The organism is Nonomuraea sp. NPDC004580 (genome assembly GCF_040609855.1).
Classification (GTDB): domain Bacteria; phylum Actinomycetota; class Actinomycetes; order Streptosporangiales; family Streptosporangiaceae; genus Nonomuraea; species Nonomuraea salmonea.
Genome location: NZ_JBEXLH010000002.1, coordinates 98,588 through 111,862, shown reverse-complemented (window position 1 = coordinate 111,862; position 13,275 = coordinate 98,588). Strand labels below are relative to the sequence as shown.

Below are 13,275 nucleotides of genomic sequence, written 5' to 3'. Positions count from 1 at the left end.
CTCCAGAAAGAAGCGAGGTGGCTGCTACCTGGCCTCGTCGTCCAGGAACTTCTGGAACGCGGTGTTGGCGGCGTCGGCGGCCGCCGCCGCGTCCTTGCCGGTGATCGCGTCCACGATGGGCTGGCCGACGATCTCGCGGGACTCGGCGACCTTCACGACCAGCGGCCGGTCATGACCGACCCCGGCCTGGGTGCTGGCCGCGATGGCCTCGGCGAGGTCCTTGGGGAACGTCGAGGTGCCCTCGGGGTTCTCCCACACGGACGCGCGGGCGCCGGGGACGCCGGCCTTCTGCTGGGCGAGCGTCTGCTCCTTGCTGGTCGCCCACTCGATGAACTTCCAGGCGTTGGCCGCGTTCTCCGAGCTCTCGTTGATGCCGAGCGCCCACGACGGGATGTTGTACGGCTTGGACCCGGCGGGACCGGCGGGGAACGGCGCGAAGCCCACCTGGTCCGACACCTTCGACTTCGCCGGGTCGGTGGCGTTCTGGTAGAGCGAGTTGGCCTCGGTGTAGAAGGCGGCCTTGCCCTGGGTGAAGATCGCCATCGCCTCGGGCCAGCTCATGTCGGTGCTGACGTTCGCCGGGCCGCTGTCCTTGATCAGGCTGCCGTAGAAGGCGTACGCCTGCTTGGCGGCGTCGCTGGCGACCGCGGACTTGCCGTTCGCGTCCACGAAGTCGCCGCCGAAGCTGTAGAGGAAGCTGGAGAACTGGGTGACGGCCGCGGACTTGCCGGTGCGCGCGACGAACCCGGCGACGTCGGGCTCGCTCTCCTTGATCTTGGCGGCGGCGGCCTTCAGTTCGTCGAGGGTCTTCGGCGGGGCGTCGAGCCCGGCCTTCTCCAGCAGGTCCTTGCGGTAGTAGAGGACCTCCTGCTCGGTGATGATGGGGACGCCGACGGGCTTGCCCTCGTACGTGGTGGCCTCGACCGGGCCGGCCTGGAAGTCGCTGAAGTCCCAGTTCGCGTTGGCCTTGACCTGGGTGGACAGGTCGGCCAGGTACTTGTTCTTGGCGAAGAGCTTGCCCTCCTGGAGGGGGCGGTACATCATCACGTCGATGTCGGCGGAGCCGGCGTTGAGCTTGACGTTGTACTGGTCGGACAGCTGGTCCTCGCCGAGCTGGGTGATCTCGACCTTGAGCCCGCTCTGCTTCTCGAACTCGGGCAGCGCCTTCTTGATGTTGTCGGTCCACACGTGGTTGGCCAGCGTGACCCGGACCGTGGTGGACGCGCCCTCGCCGTCGTCGCCACCGCAGGCGGACAGGGTCATGGACACCACCACGGCCAGAGATGCACCGATGATCGACCGATGTCGCACGTGATCTCGCCTTTCTTTCATGGTCGCCGCCCCCTATGCGCCACGTATCCGTAACATCCGGTTAATGCCGGGATGCTAGGACAAAAAAGCTGACTTATTCAAGTATCGTCTTTCAATTGATATGCTTTATTCGTGACTCAGTCCTCCCCCAAGGGCGCACCAACCCCACCCGCCCCTGCCGAGGCTGGGCTGCACGCTCAGGTCCTCGACCGGCTCGGCACCGTCATCTGCAACGGCGAGCTGCCCGCGGGCTCCGTCCTCAGCATCGACGACCTGATCGACCGCTATCAGGTCTCCCGCTCGGTGATCCGCGAGGTGCTGCGCGTGCTCGCGTCCATGGGGCTGATCGAGACCCGGCGCAGGGTCGGCATCATGATCCAGCCCGCCCAGGCGTGGAACGTCTTCGACCCGCAGGTGATCCGCTGGCGGCTCGCCTCCGGCGGGCGCATGGCGCAGATGCGCTCGATCACGGAGCTGCGTACCGCGATCGAGCCGTACGCGGCCGCGCTGGCCGCCACCCACGTCAGCGACGACGAGGCGAGCGAGCTGGTGGGGCTCGCGGCCAAGATGTGGGCCGCGGGGAAGGCCGGCGACGAGACCCGCTTCCTCGACCTGGACATCGAGTTCCACCGGCGGGTGCTCGCCGCGTCGGGCAACGAGATGTTCGAGAAGCTGCATCTGATCGTCGCCGAGGTGCTCGCCGGGCGGCATCACTACCACCTGATGCCGCACTATCCGGACGAGCAGGCGCTCCACCTGCACACCGACGTGGCCCAGGCGATCCAGCGCCGTGACGGGGAGCGCGCGCGGCGGGCCATGGTGGGCATCATGGAGCAGGGGTTCGCGGAGATGAAGTCGATGTGGGAGCGCAGCGCCGAGCCCGGCGGCAGGTGACGGAAGGGCACGTCATCCTCGGAGACCGAACCGAGATTTGACCGGTTTGCGTATCTTGTGAAAGATCGCCAAGGTGATTCAGGAGGCGGGATGACATCACCGAGAGATCCGTTCACCACCACCGGCGACGAGGAACTGGGCCGGCTCCTCCGCGGCTACCAGCAGGATCTCGCTGAGCTCGAAAGCCTGCGCGACCGGATCGCCGCGGTCAAGGGCCGGGGCGAGGCCGCCGACGGCCGGGTCGTGGTGGAGGTGACGCAGACAGGGGCGCTCGCCGGGGTCACCATCGACCCGCGCGCCATGCGGCTCGGCTCGGAACAGCTCGCGGCGGCCATCATGGAAGCCGCGGGACGGGCCGGCCGCCAGGCGGAGCAGGAGGCGCAGGACCTGGTGACGCCGTTCGTCGCCGGCACGCTGCTCGACGCCGACCGCTCCGACGGGACGCGCCGCCGTTGAAGCTTCCCTACGGCCGTGCGGGCGTCTACACGTTCGGCACCCTCGGCATCGCCGGCTTCGTCTTCCAGATGCTCGCCGTCGACTACCCCGAGGGCGACCCCGACCGGGCACGCCAGGCCGCCGGCGTCTACGCGCGCCTGGCCGAGCGCATCGAGAAGAGCCCGTCGCACACCTACCCCGCCGCCGCCTCCGTGTGGCGCACCAACCACGGGGCCGGCGTGGACCAGTTCAAGCGGGCCATGACCGAGGGGCTCTACCCCGAGCCCGAGGAGAACGGGTACGCCGCCAAGCTCGCCCAGCGGTGCCGCGACACCAGTGCGGCCTGCAACGAGTTCGCCGACGCGGTCGAGGCGGCCAGGCACGCCTACTGGACGCTGGCCATGGCGAACTTCGCCAGCTTCGTCTTCATCTCCACCTTCCCCTGGCAGGCCGGGGCGGCGTACCAGATCACCCAGATCCTCATCCGCCGGGCGCAGGCCGGGCTGCTCGCCAAGCTGCTGCAGCACGGCATGGCCAAGATCGTGCTGGCCAAGCTGACCGAGTACACGATCGGCAGCGTCTTCTTCGCGGTCGGCGACGTGGCGGCGGTGGCCGGCGTCAAGGCCGCGCGCGGCGAGGACGTCGGCTCGCTCGGGGACAACGCCACGCAGGCGCTCAAGGAGTTCGCCGCCTCGGTCGCCTTCTACGGCGTCTTCGACGCCGCCGCGCCCCTGGCCAAGAAGGTCACCTCGAACGCGGACGTCCAATACTTCCTGAGCCGCATGGCCGGCGGGTCCATCGCGTACGGGCCCTCGTACGACCTCATGAACGGGCAGCGCGGCGAGGAACTGCTCCCCACCTGGAAGGAGACCCTGGGCCGGGTGCTCCTGTACTTCACCATGGCCCACAAACCAGCGGGAGGCTGAGTTTCCGTGGAGATCGGCAAGTCACGCATCCGCTCGGCGGCGGTCGCGTTCGACGTCGAGGGCACCGAGCTGGCCACGTTCGTCGCGGCCGCGGCCGAGGAGCTCAACGCCATCGGCGACTTCTGGGGCGGCACCACCGAGGGCGTCACGTTCTTCAAGGGCCAGGGCGGGGGCAGCGGCTACGAGGCGGTCGCCGGCCAGCTGGCCGCCGGCGTCAAGGTCCTCATGGAGGCCCACCACGAGATCGCCGACCGCCTGCGCCTGATGACCGACAACGTGGAGGTCGGCGACTGGAACAGCGTCGCCGAAATCCTCTCCGAACTGCCACCCCCGGACCCCGACCAGCCCATCTGGGGCATCGCCAAAGCCTGACCTCAGCGGCTGACGGCGGTCGGGCGGTTGATGTGGGATAGCTTTTCGGGGTTTCTGACGTGGCAGGCGCCGCCGCCCTCCGCGCGCACCTGAGCTGATCACGAGGGTGTGCGGGCCTCGGGGGCGTCGAGGAGCGCGTCCATGTGCGTCTCGGCCCAGGCGCGGGCCGCGCCCAGCAGGTCGAGGAGGCTGCGGCCGAGCGGGGTCAGCTCGTACTCGACGTGCCGCCCGGGCCCTCTGCGGACCGTACGGACGACGAAGCCGTCCCGCTCCAGTGCACGGAGCGACTTCGTGAGCACCTTGGGGGTGACGGTCCGCAGCGGGACCATCAGCTCGGAGAACCGCCGCGGACCACCCTCAAGGCACTGAATGATCATCCCGCCCCATTTGTCCCCTACGCGGATCGGCATCAGCTCAGAGGGACAGACCGGCTCGAACATCTCCGGATCCAGCAGCGTAACTGGTGGGCGAGCCCTGCTCACGCCGATAAGCGGCATCCTTTCGCGGCACATACTTCCGTTGACCATGACGGAGCTCATCTCATCGTGATCGGGCGGAGCCCACCGGCTCCTGGGTGAACCTGGTCAGGAGGACCGCCAGCCTGTGCTCCTGGACCTCGCGGGGGATGCGGCCGCCGCGCATCAGCGTGACCTGGCCGTGCAGGGCGGCCCAGAGGATCTCGGCCAGCATCTCGGGGGCGGTGCCGTGGGCGTAGGGGCGTACGGCCGCGACGAACTCGCCGAACGCCTCCTTCAGTGCCTGCGGGGCCTCCGGGGTGGCGAAGGGCAGGTCGACGTGGCGGCTGAACATGGCCTCGTAGAGGGCGGGCCGCTGCTCGGCGAAGGCCACGTACGCGGTGCTGAGCCCGGCGAGTGCGGCGGCGGGGTCGTGGGCGGCGGTGCGGGCGGCGTGCAGCTCGGCGGCCAGGTCGGTGATGCCTTCGAGGGCGACGGCGGTGACGATGGCGTCCTTGCCCTTGAAGTGGCTGTAGAGCACCGGCTGGCTGTATTCGACCTCCTCGGCCAGCCGTCGCGTGGTGACCGCCTCCCAGCCCTCGGTCTCGGCCAGCTCGCGTGCGGCGGCGATGATCAGCTTCTCCCGCTGGGCGCGTTCGCGTTCCTTACGGCTCTGGATCGACATGAGACTGAATCTAGCACCGCTAGAACTATTGCCGTCGCTCTGCTAGCGTCGTACTTGTTCCTAGCGTTGCTATATTTTCAGGAGTCAGTCATGCTCACCGTTGTCGCCTATGGCCTCGCCATCCTCATCAACGCCCTGTGCCTGCTCATCGGCGCGCGTTTCCTGCTTCAGCCGTACGCGGCCGCCACCGGCTACGGGGTGCCCGCCACGACCGACCGCGCGTACCTGACGATCAAGGGCGTGCGCGACGGCACGTACGGACTGGTCGGCCTGGCCCTGCTGGCCTTCGCCGGCGCCCACGCCGAAGCCTGGTTCCTGCTGGTCGCCACCGCGGCGCCGCTCGGCGACACCCTCATCGTGCTGCGCAACGGCGGCACCAAGGCCACGGCCTTCGGAGTCCATTTCGCCACCGCGGTCATCATGCTGATCAGCGCCGCCCTGCTCTTCGCCGTCTGATCCGCGGCTGATCCGCCGCGAGCCCCGGGGCGGCGGGTCTAGGATGACTGCCTCATGAGCAGATCGGGGCGCGTCGAAAGAGCCGCATTCGCCATATTGCCGAAGTTCCTGCACGGCCTGGTGTGGAGATACCGCGAGATGCTGAAGTTCGCGGTGGTGGGCGGGGCGGCGTTCCTGGTGGACAACGCGGTCTTCTACGGCCTGAAACTGACAGTCCTGGAGCCCAAGCCGGTGACCGCCAAGGTCATCGCCGTGCTGGTGGCCACCATCGTGTCGTACGTCCTCAACCGCGAATGGTCGTTCCGCACGCGGGGTGGCCGCGAGCGTCATCACGAGGCGGCGCTGTTCTTCCTGGTCAGCGGCGTCGGTTTGGTGCTCAGCTCGGTGCCGCTATGGATCTCCAGGTACGTCCTCCTCCTGGAGACCCCCCACGTCACCCTGCTCACCCAGGAGATCGCCGACTTCACCAGCGCCCAGCTCATCGGCACCCTGGTCGCGATGATCTTCCGCTTCTGGGCGTTCCGCAAGTGGGTCTTCCCCGACGAAGAAACGAACCCCCGCCACCTCCACCTCGCCCCCCCAAGGACGAGGCGGCCTGACGGAGGTGTCACAGGGGGAGGTCGGGTCTCGTCTTATAGGTGACTGCTGACCACACCAAGGAGGACATCATGGAAGCCCGTCTCGACGTCATGAGCCAGCCGACCACCGGCAAGCTCGTGAAGCACCTCATGTCCGCCGGCAAGATCCTGCAGGAGAGCGGCCTGCCGCAGAGCACCCAGGAGCTCGTGGCGCTGCGCATCAGCCAGATCAACGGCTGCGCCGTCTGCGTCGACATCCACACCAGGAACGCCGTCCAAGCAGGCGAGAAGTCCGAACGCCTGCACATGGTCGCCGTCTGGCGGGAGGCGACGATCTTCACCGAGGCCGAGCGCGCCGCCCTGCGGCTGGCCGAAGAGGGCACCCGCATCGCCGACGGCGCCCCGGGCGTCACCGACGAGACCTGGGCCCAGGCCGCCGAGCACTACGACGAGGACCAGCTCGCCGCCCTGGTCGCCCTCGTCGCCCTCATGAACACCGTCAACCGCCTGAACGCCATCACCCGCCGCCCCGCGGGCGGTCACCGCCCTGAGCCCGTGCCGTCCTCGGTCTGAGAACTGGCCCGGCGCGCGGGACGTACGCGATCATGGGGCGTGACCCGAGCCCCTGGAGAGCGCATGAAGTGGTTCACCGACCGGCGCATCGTGTTGCTCGGCTGGAGCGGTTTCGTCTTCGTCCCGGCGCTGGTCAAGGAATGTGTTCAGCGGTGGGCTACGGCCGGCAGGCGACCGTACGACTCGGCCGCACCCTGAACGGACGCACGGTCCTGGAGGCCGGAACGGCATGCCGGTCGCGCGGACATGATCCAGCCGAATAGCGGTTCCGCCAGGTGAACGCGTGGACGCGGTGACCCTTGATGTGGCCGAAAGTATGGACACAACCCTGCTTTCGGCCGGTGCCGGGCATCTGGCGGCCCTGCAGGATGAGGCCCCATGTCACGCGAAGATCTCCCCAACGCCTCGCCTCCTCGTCGCCGAAAGGGTCCCCCGCACGACGCGCCCGCCTCAGGACGGCCCCGTATCGTCGCGCTCGACGTGCTCCGCGGGTTCGCGCTGTGCGAGATCCTGCTCGCCAACGTCCAGCTCATGGCCACCGGCGGCTCCGCCGTCGCGGTGCAGCCCATGGGCGAATGGGACCCGTGGCTCGGGCTGCCGATCTTCTCCCTGCTGTTCGGCATCGGGTTCGCGCTGCTGCTGGACTCCGCCGCGGGCCGCGTCGCCAGCCCTCGGGTGGTGCTGCTGCGCCGGCTCGCGGCGCTGCTCGTGATCGGCCTCGTGCACATGCTGCTGTGGCCGGGCGAGATCCTGGCCGACTACGCCGTCGTCGGCATGCTGGTGCTGCTGCCCTCGACCTGGCTGCCCCGCTGGGCCATCGCGGGCCTCGCCGCCGTGCTGATCCCGGGGGCGCTCGTCCTCAGCGGAGGCGGGCCGTTGCTGATCGCCGGGCTGTTCCTGCTGGGCTCGGCCCTGGTCCGCTACAAGGTGATCGAGAGGATCGAGCGGTCCACCAGAGGGCCGATGGTGGTGGGCCTGGCCTTCGCCGTGGGCCTGGCCGCCGCTCTGTGGGTGCGGGACAGCATGCGGGCCGTCGGTGACACGACGTACCTGACCTCGATGTCCGGCCTCGCCGACCTGCTGCTCGTCGGCGTGTACGTGTGCGGCCTGCTGGTCCTGCTCAGGACGCCGCTGCGAGCGGTGCTGCGGTTCGTGCTCGCACCACTGGGCCGGATGGCGCTGACCCACTACCTGGGCGCCACCCTCCTTGTCCTGGCGGCCGCCCGCGTCCTCGGCCTGCCGATCGGCGAGTCCTTGACGGCGGCGTACTGGACGGCGGGCGTCATTCTGGCAGCCCAGTGGCTGTTCTCGGCCCTCTGGCTGCGCCGCCACCGTCAGGGCCCCCTCGAATGGCTCTGGCGCTGGGCCACCTGGGGCCACCGGCCGTCCGTCTCGTAGCATGGCGAATCCGCGACAGAGGGGCGCTCGGCGGCAGCCTGCTCACCGTCGAGGGCGAGCAGCACGGCGCGATCCTGACCACGAACGCCTGCGTCGGCCGGGCCGTTGCCGGCTACCTGATCGACCTCAGGGCTCCGGCCGAAGGGGCCCGCTGCACGCTCTGACGGGTCAGCACATCACCCACTTGATCGACTTCGACAGCTTCTTCGGCGAGGTGAGCTGGCGACGTTCGGCATGAAGGGTGTGACTCCTGGTGTGGGTTGCGGTCACGACTCACCGTCCGGCCTTTACGTGGTTTTTCGGGGGTCGTTGGTTACGTGGTGATCTGTACCTCGTTGATCCACATCTGGGAGCGTCGTGAAGCTGAAGACCGTTCTGACCGCGGCGGCCGTGGTCACCTGCCTGTCCGTGCTCACCCCACCGGCGGTCGCGAGCCCCGCACCGCCCGATCCCGCCCCCGGCGGGCCGCAGCGTCCGTACGAGCCCGACGTCGAGGGCACGAAGAACATCGACTCGTTGTCGGTGACCGCGACCCGCGGGGCCGGCCGCAGCGTGACGATCGCCTTCGACCGGAGCAGCCGGGCCGAGACAGGGGAGGTTCCTGCCGGGGCGCGGCGGTTCGTGTTCCTGTTCGACCGGTCGGTGCGCTTCAATCCGGAAGCCTTTCCCACATGTGCGCGTACCGTGATCGAGGAGCGGGGGGCGCGGGCGTGCCCGGCGGGGTCGCGGATCGGTGGCGGGCTCGGGACGTCCGCGGACGGGCAGTCGCAGGAGGTGCTGGCCTTCAACACGCGGGTGGGGCGGTCGCCAGGGGTGCTGGTGGTGCTGACCGGCTCGGGCGTGGTCCTGGAGCAGACCTTGGAACGGGTCGCGGACCCGTACCGCAAGGACTACCGGTGGGCACTGGACGAGATCCTGCCACCCACGTCCGTGCCCCCGCAGGACCGCGCGGGCACGATCCGCTTCCAGCTCTCCTTCGGCGCGACGCGCCGGCACCAGGGCCGCACGGTCGGTTTCGCCGAAACCACCGCCAAGCCGGGCGACCGGCTGACCTTCGGCCTGTGGAGCGAGTTCGTCACCGGCCAGGTCGTCCTGCCCACCGCCCGGACGCCGCTCAAGAACGGCGGCCGGTAGCCAGGTCCTTGACGTCTCCGGTGGTGCTGGTGGCCACCAGGGCGGTGGCGAAGAGAATGAGCTGGTTGAGCACCTTGAGGAAGAGCAGCATCGCGACCGCTCCCGTGACCACCTGGTACGCGGGATTGGCGGCCGTGAGGTTGAGCACGGCCTGGCCGAGCGTCTTGAGGATCTCCAGGCCGATCGTGATGACCAGCGCAGGCACGATCACCCGCCGGGGCGACAGGTGCAGCCGTGGCGGCGCGGTCAGCAGCGCGATGGCCAGCACCGTGTTGACCCCGATGCCCAGCACGAACGCCGCCACCGGCAGCATCCACTGGACAGGGGCGGCCCGCACGCCCACGGTGTGGCCCGCGACCCAGGTCAGCAGCCATTCGGCGGAGAAGGCGACGGCGAGCGACAGCGCGAGCAGGAGCCCGAGCCCCGCCACGATGCCCAGGTCGATGAGCTGACGCAGGAAGAAGCCGCCCGGATACTCCTCCAGCCGCCAGATCGCCCTGGTCGCCGAGCGGAGCGTGTCCATCCAGAACAGGCCCGCCAGGGGGAGGGCCACGCAGGCCACGAGCCCGGCGGTGTCACCGGCGTCGCGCAGCGCCTGGACGTCCAGGCGCGGGAAGGTGTCGCTCAGGTAGAGCTGCACCTGGGCCAGCGCCGCCGGCGAGTGCAGGACCCGGCCGAGGATGGCGAACCCCAGCAGGCCGAGGGCGAAAGTCGCGAAGAAGGCGTAATAGGTGAGGGCCGCCGACAGCCGGCCCGCGTCGACCTGGTCGTAGCGGATCAGGGCGCGTGCCGTGTGATCCAGCCAGCCGTGCCGGCTCCTCGCGCTCTTCCAGCCCTCCGCCATCCGGCCGAGCCAGTGGCGGGCGCTCATGGCGAGGTCCGGTACGCCGGCGTGCGGAGGTCATGAGCACCGCGACGATCGCGGCAGCCGGGACCGACACGGCGGCGGGCGGAGAGCCGGTCAGTACGGTGCACGCATGAATGGTGTCATAAGGCTGACTTTAGCTCCGCCAGGATCAGTGGTGCCTTGACGGACGCTGGAGTCGGCCAGGGGCAGGAGCGCCGATCGCGGAGCCCGGCGAGCCGGGCGGCGTCCACCGGGAGCGGCTCGCCCGCGTAGACGGGCCGCAGTTCGTCGCGTTCCAGCAGGACCTCGAAGCTCAGCAGCTTCCACCGCCCGTCCTCCCGGACGGCACGGGAGAAGAACCGGCAGTAGGCGTGGTGGAGGGAGTGGAGGTCGACTTTCTCCACCTCCTCACCCACATGGACACTCCCCGCAACGACACCCCGTGATCTGCAGGAAGACCTGTCTACCTACGGTCGCCGATGCGGACATGCAGGTTCGTCAGCACGCGGAACTTCCAGCCGTGCAGGTCATGCGGCCGTCCGGGGTCCAGGGAGAGCCGGGGGTGTTGCTGGAGCAGCACGTCCAGCAGGGCCGCGATGATGCCGCCGACGACCGGGGCGGCGAGGCAGGCGTGGCGGGAGTAGCCGAGGCCCAGGTTGGGGAAGGGGTCCCGGTTGATGTCGAAGGTGTCGGGGTCGGTGAAGATGCTCTCGTCCCGGCCCGCCGAGGCGATGACCGCCATGACGGTCGCTCCGGCGGGGATGATCTGTCCGGCGAGGAGCACGTCTCTGGTCGCGCGGCGGGTGAGCGCGCCGTTCGGTGACAGCCAGCGCAGCGTTTCGTGGACGGCCCCGCGGATCAGGCGCGGGTCATCGCGTACGGCCCGCAGCTGCGTGGGGTGCTGGAGCAGCGCGAGCAGGGTGAGCCCGGCGCCGGCCGCCGGTTCCAGGAACGCCGAGAGGATCTCGATGAAGGTGGGCATGACGTTCTCGGCGGATCGGACGGTATCGGGCGGGCAGCCGCTGTGGAGCAGCTGTGACAGGACCGAGCCGTCGGGCCGGTCCGCGGCCTTGCCGGCGCAGGGCTCGATCGTCCGGCGGATCTCGGTGGCGGCGGCCAACGCCCGTTCGTGTACGCCCGGATCCGCCATGAAGTTGCTCATCCCGGCGCTGAGGTCGCGGGCCCAGCGGATGAGCGTGTCGGTGTCCGCGTCCCGCAGGCCGATGAAACGGGCGAGGGCGGTGCTCGCGGCGGGTTCGAAGTAGCCGGACATCAGCTCGTCCCGGCTACTGAGCCCGGCGGCGTACGGCCGTGCCGCTTCGCGGGTGAGTGTGGCGGCCCGTTCGATGAGTTCGTGGGCGAATCGCGTGTCGACGGCGGCTCGCAGATCGGCGTGAGCGTCGCCCTCGGCCCTGAGGACGGATCCTTCCCCGAATATCTGCGTGGCCAGCGAAGGGAAGGCGCTGGTGAACGACTCGTAGGCACTGAGAACCTTGCGCACGTCATCCCAGCGGGTGACCATCCACAGGTCGAGCTTCGGCAGCAGGACGACCGGCGCTTCGCGGCGCAGCCTGGCGAAGATCGGATAGGGGTCACTGCCGAGCTGGTCGAAGGTGATGGACCCGGCGAAGTCGTTCACCGACGTCACCCTCCCGTCGGCACACCCGGCTGCTCGGCGGACGCCTCATCGCCGCCGAGGCGAGGGCGCGGAACCGGATTGCCGCGCAGATACTCGACCTCGGTGCGGATGTTCGCCAGCAATTTGGCGGCGGTGTCCTGGCTGAAGCCGTTGCGGATGACGAAGCGGATGACGGCTATGTGCTCCAGGTCAGGCGGCAGATAGTACGTCGGGGCCTGCCAGCCGTGCATCTTCAGCCGGGCGGCCAGGTCGAAGACGGTGAAACCGTCGAAGCCGGGGGCGGTCCGCAGGGCGAGCACGGGGAGCTCGGAGCCGTCGGCGATGAGCGAGAGCTCGGGAAGCTTCGCGATCTCCGCGCCGAGGTAGGTCGCCACGTCCCGGCAGGTCTGCTGGACGGCCTGGTAGCCCTCGAAGCCGAGCCGCAGGAAGTTGTAGTACTGCGCGACGACCGGGGCGCCGGAGCGGGAGAAGTTGAGCGTGAAGGTGTCCATGGTGCCGCCGAGCAGGTCGCAGGAGAGCACCAGGTCCTGCGGCAGGGCGTCCGGCTCCTGCCAGACGATCCAGCCGACGCCGGGGTAGACCAGGCCGAACTTGTGCCCCGATGTGTTGATCGACTGCACCCGGGGAAGCCGGAAGTCCCACACCATGTCGGGCTCCAGGAACGGGGTGATGAAGCCGCCCACGGCCGCGTCCACGTGCAGCGGTATTCTCAGCCCGCGCTCGGCCTCCAGCCGGTCCAGCTCGGCCGACATCTGCTCGATCGGGTCGTACTTGCCGCATTGCGTGGAGCCGAGCACGCCGATGACGCCGATGGTGTTGTCGTCACAGAACTCGCCGAGCCGGGCCGGGTTCAGGGTGAAGGCCGGCTCCTCGATCGGTATCCAGCGCGGCTCGACGTCCCAGTACTGGCAGAACTTCGGCCAGCAGGTGTGGACGGCGGTGCCCATCACGAGGTTGGGGTTGGTGGTGGGCAGCCCGGCCGCCCTGCGCCGCTCGCGCCATTGGAACTTCATCGCCAGCGCGCCGAGCATGGCCGCCTCGCTGGAGCCGCCCGTGGAGCAGCCGACGCTGACGCCGTTCGGGTCGCCCCACAGGTGATCGAGCATGTTGACGCAGCGCGCCTCGATGTCGGCCGTCTGCGGGTACTGGTCGTGGTCGACGAGGTTGCGGTCGAGGGTTTCTGCGATGAGCTCGCGGGCCTGGGGCTCCATCCAGGTCGTGCAGAAGGTGGCCAGGTTGAGCCGGGCGTTGCCGTCGAGCAGAAGTTCGTCGCGGATGAGCGCCTGGGCCGCTGTCGGACTCATCGGGCCGGCCGGCATCTTGAACCGCGGCACACCGCCTTCCGGCACCAGCCCGTTGTAAAGGGGGTTGACGTCGAGTGATTCTTGCCACCGGTCGGATTCGACTCGTCTGAGCATGAGTGCCACCCCTCGAGAGATCTTTGCCGCGTCAATCACTCACGGTAGGCATGTCTTTACGAGGAGTCAATGCCGGGGCTACGGCGTCTCTCGTGGCGGACACGTCGAATTTCGTTTTCCCGACGCCATGTTGGTCTCTTGCCGACGACGCGTC

18 protein-coding genes are annotated in these 13,275 nt (G+C 69.2%); 11 read left to right on the top strand and 7 right to left on the bottom strand.

The features are described from left to right. Nucleotides 1–24: 24 nt before the first annotated feature. Nucleotides 25–1,311 carry a sugar ABC transporter substrate-binding protein gene (locus tag ABZW11_RS03690; protein ID WP_355412260.1) on the bottom strand — a complete coding sequence of 429 codons (1,287 nt, stop codon included), beginning with the start codon at nucleotides 1,309–1,311 and terminating at the stop codon, nucleotides 25–27. 132 nt (nucleotides 1,312–1,443) lie between these two features. On the opposite strand from ABZW11_RS03690, the gene ABZW11_RS03685 reads away from it, so the two are divergent. The 4 genes from ABZW11_RS03685 to ABZW11_RS03670 all read left to right on the top strand — a co-directional run bounded on the left by ABZW11_RS03685 (nucleotide 1,444) and on the right by ABZW11_RS03670 (nucleotide 3,938). Beyond that, complete coding sequence (locus ABZW11_RS03685; protein WP_355412258.1) at nucleotides 1,444–2,205, top strand: FadR/GntR family transcriptional regulator; 762 nt, start codon at nucleotides 1,444–1,446, stop codon at nucleotides 2,203–2,205. Between the two features lie 90 nt (nucleotides 2,206–2,295). Continuing rightward, entirely contained in the window at nucleotides 2,296–2,661 is a 366-nt protein-coding gene (locus ABZW11_RS03680; protein ID WP_355412256.1) for a YbaB/EbfC family nucleoid-associated protein, read from the top strand. Then, complete coding sequence (locus ABZW11_RS03675) at nucleotides 2,658–3,566, top strand: hypothetical protein (RefSeq protein WP_355412254.1); 909 nt, start codon at nucleotides 2,658–2,660, stop codon at nucleotides 3,564–3,566. The genes ABZW11_RS03680 and ABZW11_RS03675 overlap by 4 nt, the downstream gene beginning before the upstream one ends. Before the next feature lie 6 nt (nucleotides 3,567–3,572). Beyond that, a complete protein-coding gene (locus tag ABZW11_RS03670; RefSeq protein WP_355412252.1) occupies nucleotides 3,573–3,938 on the top strand; it encodes a hypothetical protein in 366 nt (121 codons plus the stop codon). A gap of 98 nt (nucleotides 3,939–4,036) precedes the next feature. Here ABZW11_RS03670 and ABZW11_RS03665 read toward each other — a convergent pair whose 3' ends face one another. Both ABZW11_RS03665 and ABZW11_RS03660 read right to left on the bottom strand, forming a co-directional pair. Beyond that, nucleotides 4,037–4,348: a helix-turn-helix domain-containing protein gene (locus ABZW11_RS03665; protein WP_355412250.1), complete on the bottom strand. Its 312-nt coding sequence runs from the start codon at nucleotides 4,346–4,348 to the stop codon at nucleotides 4,037–4,039. Nucleotides 4,349–4,478: 130 nt separating this feature from the next. Then, nucleotides 4,479–5,078 (bottom strand): TetR/AcrR family transcriptional regulator, encoded by a 600-nt coding sequence (locus ABZW11_RS03660; RefSeq protein WP_355412248.1) that lies wholly within the window; start codon nucleotides 5,076–5,078, stop codon nucleotides 4,479–4,481. Nucleotides 5,079–5,168: 90 nt separating this feature from the next. On the opposite strand from ABZW11_RS03660, the gene ABZW11_RS03655 reads away from it, so the two are divergent. The 7 genes from ABZW11_RS03655 to ABZW11_RS03625 all read left to right on the top strand — a co-directional run bounded on the left by ABZW11_RS03655 (nucleotide 5,169) and on the right by ABZW11_RS03625 (nucleotide 9,217). Beyond that, entirely contained in the window at nucleotides 5,169–5,534 is a 366-nt protein-coding gene (locus ABZW11_RS03655; RefSeq protein ID WP_355412246.1) for a DUF4267 domain-containing protein, read from the top strand. A gap of 54 nt (nucleotides 5,535–5,588) precedes the next feature. Continuing rightward, a complete protein-coding gene (locus ABZW11_RS03650; RefSeq protein ID WP_355412244.1) occupies nucleotides 5,589–6,176 on the top strand; it encodes a GtrA family protein in 588 nt (195 codons plus the stop codon). A gap of 26 nt (nucleotides 6,177–6,202) precedes the next feature. Continuing rightward, nucleotides 6,203–6,685 (top strand): carboxymuconolactone decarboxylase family protein, encoded by a 483-nt coding sequence (locus ABZW11_RS03645; protein ID WP_355412242.1) that lies wholly within the window; start codon nucleotides 6,203–6,205, stop codon nucleotides 6,683–6,685. Nucleotides 6,686–6,748: 63 nt separating this feature from the next. Continuing rightward, nucleotides 6,749–6,883 carry a hypothetical protein gene (locus tag ABZW11_RS03640; protein ID WP_355412240.1) on the top strand — a complete coding sequence of 45 codons (135 nt, stop codon included), beginning with the start codon at nucleotides 6,749–6,751 and terminating at the stop codon, nucleotides 6,881–6,883. Between the two features lie 180 nt (nucleotides 6,884–7,063). Continuing rightward, complete coding sequence (locus ABZW11_RS03635) at nucleotides 7,064–8,083, top strand: DUF418 domain-containing protein (RefSeq protein WP_355412238.1); 1,020 nt, start codon at nucleotides 7,064–7,066, stop codon at nucleotides 8,081–8,083. Further along, complete coding sequence (locus tag ABZW11_RS03630; RefSeq protein WP_355412236.1) at nucleotides 8,035–8,247, top strand: alpha/beta hydrolase; 213 nt, start codon at nucleotides 8,035–8,037, stop codon at nucleotides 8,245–8,247. The genes ABZW11_RS03635 and ABZW11_RS03630 overlap by 49 nt, the downstream gene beginning before the upstream one ends. A 193-nt stretch (nucleotides 8,248–8,440) precedes the next feature. Further along, nucleotides 8,441–9,217 (top strand): hypothetical protein, encoded by a 777-nt coding sequence (locus ABZW11_RS03625; RefSeq protein ID WP_355412234.1) that lies wholly within the window; start codon nucleotides 8,441–8,443, stop codon nucleotides 9,215–9,217. Here ABZW11_RS03625 and ABZW11_RS03620 read toward each other — a convergent pair. The 4 genes from ABZW11_RS03620 to ABZW11_RS03605 all read right to left on the bottom strand — a co-directional run bounded on the left by ABZW11_RS03620 (nucleotide 9,198) and on the right by ABZW11_RS03605 (nucleotide 13,121). Further along, complete coding sequence (locus ABZW11_RS03620) at nucleotides 9,198–10,088, bottom strand: YihY/virulence factor BrkB family protein (RefSeq protein WP_355412232.1); 891 nt, start codon at nucleotides 10,086–10,088, stop codon at nucleotides 9,198–9,200. The genes ABZW11_RS03625 and ABZW11_RS03620 overlap by 20 nt on opposite strands. Nucleotides 10,089–10,204: 116 nt before the next feature. Continuing rightward, the gene (locus tag ABZW11_RS03615) at nucleotides 10,205–10,468 is read right to left on the bottom strand and encodes a hypothetical protein (RefSeq protein WP_355412230.1); all 264 of its coding nucleotides are present in this window, start codon (nucleotides 10,466–10,468) and stop codon (nucleotides 10,205–10,207) included. Nucleotides 10,469–10,527: 59 nt separating this feature from the next. Further along, nucleotides 10,528–11,703 (bottom strand): cytochrome P450, encoded by a 1,176-nt coding sequence (locus ABZW11_RS03610; RefSeq protein WP_355412228.1) that lies wholly within the window; start codon nucleotides 11,701–11,703, stop codon nucleotides 10,528–10,530. Between the two features lie 5 nt (nucleotides 11,704–11,708). Then, nucleotides 11,709–13,121 carry a glutamate decarboxylase gene (locus ABZW11_RS03605; protein WP_355412226.1) on the bottom strand — a complete coding sequence of 471 codons (1,413 nt, stop codon included), beginning with the start codon at nucleotides 13,119–13,121 and terminating at the stop codon, nucleotides 11,709–11,711. Between the last annotated feature and the right edge of the window lie 154 nt (nucleotides 13,122–13,275).